Source organism: Bradyrhizobium sp. PRIMUS42 (assembly GCF_023006515.1).
Taxonomy (GTDB): Bacteria; Pseudomonadota; Alphaproteobacteria; order Rhizobiales; family Xanthobacteraceae; genus Bradyrhizobium.
The window spans coordinates 1-3920 of the sequence record NZ_JALBGZ010000585.1 but is presented as its reverse complement, the minus strand read 5'-3'; the positions used below and the strand labels follow the sequence as shown (position 1 = coordinate 3920).

Annotated in this window: 5 protein-coding genes and 1 pseudogene; 3 read left to right on the top strand and 3 right to left on the bottom strand. The window is 65.6% G+C overall.

Going from position 1 to position 3920, the window contains the following annotated elements:
* Positions 1-615 (top strand): 4-(cytidine 5'-diphospho)-2-C-methyl-D-erythritol kinase (locus tag MOV75_RS29820; protein WP_247007112.1); only part of this gene is annotated, 615 nt, incomplete at its 5' end.
* 143 nt (positions 616-758) lie between these two features.
* Here MOV75_RS29820 and MOV75_RS29815 read toward each other — a convergent pair.
* The 3 genes from MOV75_RS29815 to MOV75_RS29805 form a co-directional block, all read right to left on the bottom strand.
* Complete coding sequence (locus MOV75_RS29815) at positions 759-1637, bottom strand: alpha/beta fold hydrolase (RefSeq protein ID WP_246928403.1); 879 nt, start codon at positions 1635-1637, stop codon at positions 759-761.
* Complete coding sequence (locus MOV75_RS29810; RefSeq protein WP_246928405.1) at positions 1630-2262, bottom strand: LysE family translocator; 633 nt, start codon at positions 2260-2262, stop codon at positions 1630-1632. The genes MOV75_RS29815 and MOV75_RS29810 overlap by 8 nt, the downstream gene beginning before the upstream one ends.
* A gap of 120 nt (positions 2263-2382) precedes the next feature.
* Positions 2383-3390 carry a polyprenyl synthetase family protein gene (locus MOV75_RS29805; RefSeq protein ID WP_026202916.1) on the bottom strand — a complete coding sequence of 336 codons (1008 nt, stop codon included), beginning with the start codon at positions 3388-3390 and terminating at the stop codon, positions 2383-2385.
* A gap of 134 nt (positions 3391-3524) precedes the next feature.
* Between MOV75_RS29805 and MOV75_RS29800 the strand changes: the two genes are divergently transcribed.
* Together MOV75_RS29800 and MOV75_RS29795 are read left to right on the top strand one after the other, a co-directional pair.
* Positions 3525-3752: a DUF2007 domain-containing protein gene (locus tag MOV75_RS29800; RefSeq protein ID WP_246928408.1), complete on the top strand. Its 228-nt coding sequence runs from the start codon at positions 3525-3527 to the stop codon at positions 3750-3752.
* A pseudogene (locus tag MOV75_RS29795) lies at positions 3745-3920 on the top strand (methyltransferase); the annotation flags it as partial. The gene MOV75_RS29800 and the pseudogene MOV75_RS29795, both read left to right, overlap by 8 nt.

Here is a 3920-nt window from a genome sequence, read left to right as displayed (position 1 = left end):
CTCGACAAGGTGCTGCCGGTTGCGGCCGGCATTGGTGGCGGCTCTGCCGACGCCGCGGCTGCGCTGCGGCTCTTGGCCCGTCTCAACAATTTGTCGCTCGATGATCCCAGGCTCCAGAAGGTCGCGCTCGCGACCGGCGCCGATGTGCCGGTGTGCCTTTTCTCGCGCGCCTGCGACATGACCGGCGTCGGCGAGCAGCTGCTGCCGCTCGCACTGCCGAGCATGCCTTGCGTGATGGTCAATCCGCGCGTGCCTGTCGCCACCAAGGACGTGTTCCAGGCGCTGGGCCTGCGCAACGGCGAACTGCTGGTCGGCGTGACCGACGTCATCCGCGCCCCGGCTTGGCCGGAGGAGGGCGCCTCCATCACCGATTGGGTCGACGTTCTCGACACCGTCGTCAACGATCTCGAAGCGCCTGCGCTACGCATCGAACCTGTCATCGGCGAGGTGCTGGAAGCCTTGCGCTCTTCCACCGGCGTCAAGCTTGCCCGCATGTCCGGCTCGGGCGCGACGTGCTTTGCAATCTACGGCTCAGCCGCCGATGTGCATGCCGCCGCCGAAAAGATCCGGCGCGACCATCCCGGCTGGTGGGTGCATGCGGGGACGTTGAGCTAGCTGCTTCGTCAAAGACACTGCCGGAGGGTGGGCAAAGCGACTTGTCCGCCGTAGCTCGAAGAGCGAAGGCGGAAGCGTGCCCACCACTTCCAAGAACGTGGGCACGGCGCTGTCGCGCCTTTGCCCACACTACGGCAGTTGTGCTAACCCGCGCTGTCCCCGTCGAGCCCCAAGAACCGCCGGATCTCACTCAACACCTCCTGCGGCTTGTCGTGCTGCAGCCAGTGTCCGGCGCCTGGGATGGTCTCGACGCGCGCGTTCGTGAAATACCGCTCCAGGCCCGCTGACCTGGCACCGGCGAGAAAGCTTTCGCCGGCGTTCAACAGCAGCGTCGAGCAGGCAATGCGGGCCCACAGCGCGACGTGATCGTCCGGCCAGAGCCGGTGCGGCGCCGAGGTGCGCTGATGGGGATCGAACTTCCAGCTATAACTGCCGTCCTCGTTCTGCCGGGCGCCGTGCGTGGCGAGATGCAGCGCGAGCTCTCGGGAGAGACGTTTGTTGTGAAGCACCATCTGCGCCGCCGCAGCCTCGAGGGTTGAATAGCGGCGCGGTGTGCGGTCATGCAGCTTGTCGAGCTGGCCGACCCACTTGCTGATGCGCTCGTGCGCCGGGGCCTTCGGCGTATCCGGCAACATGGTCACGCCGTCGAGCACGACCAGCTTCGAGACCTTTTCAGGGAATGACCCTGAAAAGATCAGGCTCACCATGCCGCCCATCGAATGGCCGATGAGAGTCACCTGAGGCGCTGCGATGGTGCGAACGAGCTGGGCGAGATCGTAGACATATTCGGTCAGTGCGTAGCTGCCGCCCCTGGTCCATTCGGAATCGCCGTGGCCGCGCAGGTCGGGCGCGATGATGTGAAAATGCGGTTGCAGCGACCGGGCGATGACGTCCCAGCTCCGGCAGTGATCGCGGCCGCCATGGACCAGAATGAGAGGCGGTGCGCTCTCATTGCCCCAATCGGCGTAATGCAGCCGCAGGCCATGCGATTCATAGAAGCGATCCTGCGGGGTGCTAGCCATTTGCCGGCCGCCGCGCCAAGGCCAGCGACAGGCCGAGACCTGCAATGAAGACGCCAGAGCCCTGCGTGAGACGCTGCATCAGATGCGGCCGTCCGATCAGCTGCGTGCGTGTCGCGGAGGCCATCAGCACCACGACGATATCGGCGAGCGTGTTCAACGCCACCGAGATCGCACCTAACATGATGAATTGCAGCGTGGGGTTCGATGCCGTGGGATCGAGGAATTGCGGAATGAAGGCGAGGAAGAACGCGGCGGTCTTTGGGTTCAACGCCTCGACCAGCACGCCGTCGCGGAAGGCGCGCTTGTCGCCGACGGCTTCGTTATCGAGCGCCAGCGTGCGGCCGGCGCTGCGAAACGTCTTGATGCCGAGCCAGACCAGATAAAGCGCGCCGACGAACTTCACCGCGGCAAACAGCTCGGCGCTGGCAAGGATGATCGCGGAGATGCCCACGCTGCCGGCGACCACATGAACCAGTCCGCCCAGCGCGGTGCCCGCGGTCGATGCAAACCCGCTGGCGCGCCCCTCGGACAGGGTCCGTACCGCGACGTAGAAGATGCCGGGACCGGGAATTGCGGCAATGAGACAGGCTGCGGCCAGGAACGGCCAGAAATTGGTTTCGATCATCCCGTTTTGGTAGCGCAGCGTGCCGCGATTGCAAGGCCTCTCGTTGAGTCCACGCGGGGGAGAGCAGCGCGCTCCTGCCGATCGCCAGCACCCTGAGGCGCGAGCGTCAGATCGCAGCGCTCAATGCGACCGCGCCAGGCAGAACGCCACCACCTGCTCCAGCGCGCTCTTCATCGGCGAGGAGGGGAACAGCGCCAGCGCGTCCACCGCCATGGCGCCGTAGTGCTGGGCGCGGCTCAGCGTATCCTCGAGCGCGCGGTGCTTGTTCATCAGCCCGATGGCATGGTCGAGGTCGGAATCGCCGATCTCGCCACGCTCCAGCGCGCGGATCCAGAACGCGCGCTCGGTGTCGTTGCCGCGGCGGAAGGCGAGCACGACCGGCAGGGTGATCTTGCCCTCGCGGAAATCGTCGCCGGTGTTCTTGCCGAGTTTTGCGCTCTTGCCACCATAGTCGAGCACGTCGTCGACGAGCTGGAAGGCGATGCCGAGATTCATGCCGACCGAGCGGCAGGCGGTCTGCTCCGCCTTCGGGCGGTTCGCGATGACGGGGCCGACCTCGCAGGCGGCGGCGAACAGCTCGGCGGTCTTGCCGCGGATCACGGCGAGATATTCGTCCTCGGTGGTCGCGGTGTTCTTGGCGGCGGCGAGCTGCATCACCTCGCCCTCGGCGATGGTGGCGGCGGCCGCGGAGAGGATGTCGAGCGCGCGGAGCGAGCCGACCTCGACCATCATGCGGAAGGCCTGGCCGAGCAGGAAGTCGCCGACCAAGACGCTTGCCTCGTTGCCCCAGAGCATGCGCGCCGACAGCTTGCCGCGGCGCATCTCGCTCTCGTCGACGACGTCGTCATGGAGCAGGGTGGCCGTGTGCATGAACTCGACGCTTGCTGCGAGCTTGATGTGGCCGTCGCCGGTGTAGCCGGCGAGGTTGGCCATCGCGAGCGTCAGCATCGGCCGCAGCCGCTTGCCTCCGGAGGAGATCAAATGGTTGGCCACTTCCGGGATCATGGTCACGTCCGAACCCGTCCGCGACAGGATCGTGGCGTTGACGCGCTCCATATCAGGAGCGACAAGGGCAACCAGCTCTTCGATCGACGCGCCGGGAGTTTCGAAAGGTACGATGACGGCCACGCCGGTCTCCAATATTTGCCCCGGAAGGGCTATTCTGACGGAAAGACAATAGAAACTGGCAGCGGATGCGGCAAGGCCTGCGGAACCATTGACATTTGCCGCTTTAGCCCCCTTTGGGCAGGAGACCTCTCGTTTTGCGTGAACTGGTTCGGACCAACGATATGGTGCTGGTGTCGGCGATCGGCGCGCTGCTCGACGGCGCCAACATCCATCATCTGGTGCTGGACCAGAACATGAGCATCATCGAGGGCTCGCTCGGCATTTTGCCGCGGCGGATCCTGGTTCATGAGGACGATGCCCAGGAGGCCAGGGACCTCCTCACTGAGGCCGGCCTCAGCCACGAACTGCGCGGCAATGAGTGAGGCCGCAAATATTACCGAGGACGCCTTTCTCGGGGGGCAGTTGCGGCTGAGGCAGAAGCGGTCCGGTCATCGCGCGGGGCATGATGCCATCCTGCTTGCGGCGGCGACGGAGGCCAGGGCAGAGGACCGCGTGGTTGATTTCGGCTCCGGTATCGGCACGGCCGGGCT

Excerpts from the sequence above, each read along its gene's own strand:
- MOV75_RS29815 (WP_246928403.1), bottom strand. The coding sequence starts at position 1,637 with ATGGCTAGCACCCCGCAGGATCGCTTCTATGAATCGCATGGCCTGCGG.
- MOV75_RS29810 (WP_246928405.1), bottom strand. The coding sequence starts at position 2,262 with ATGATCGAAACCAATTTCTGGCCGTTCCTGGCCGCAGCCTGTCTCATT.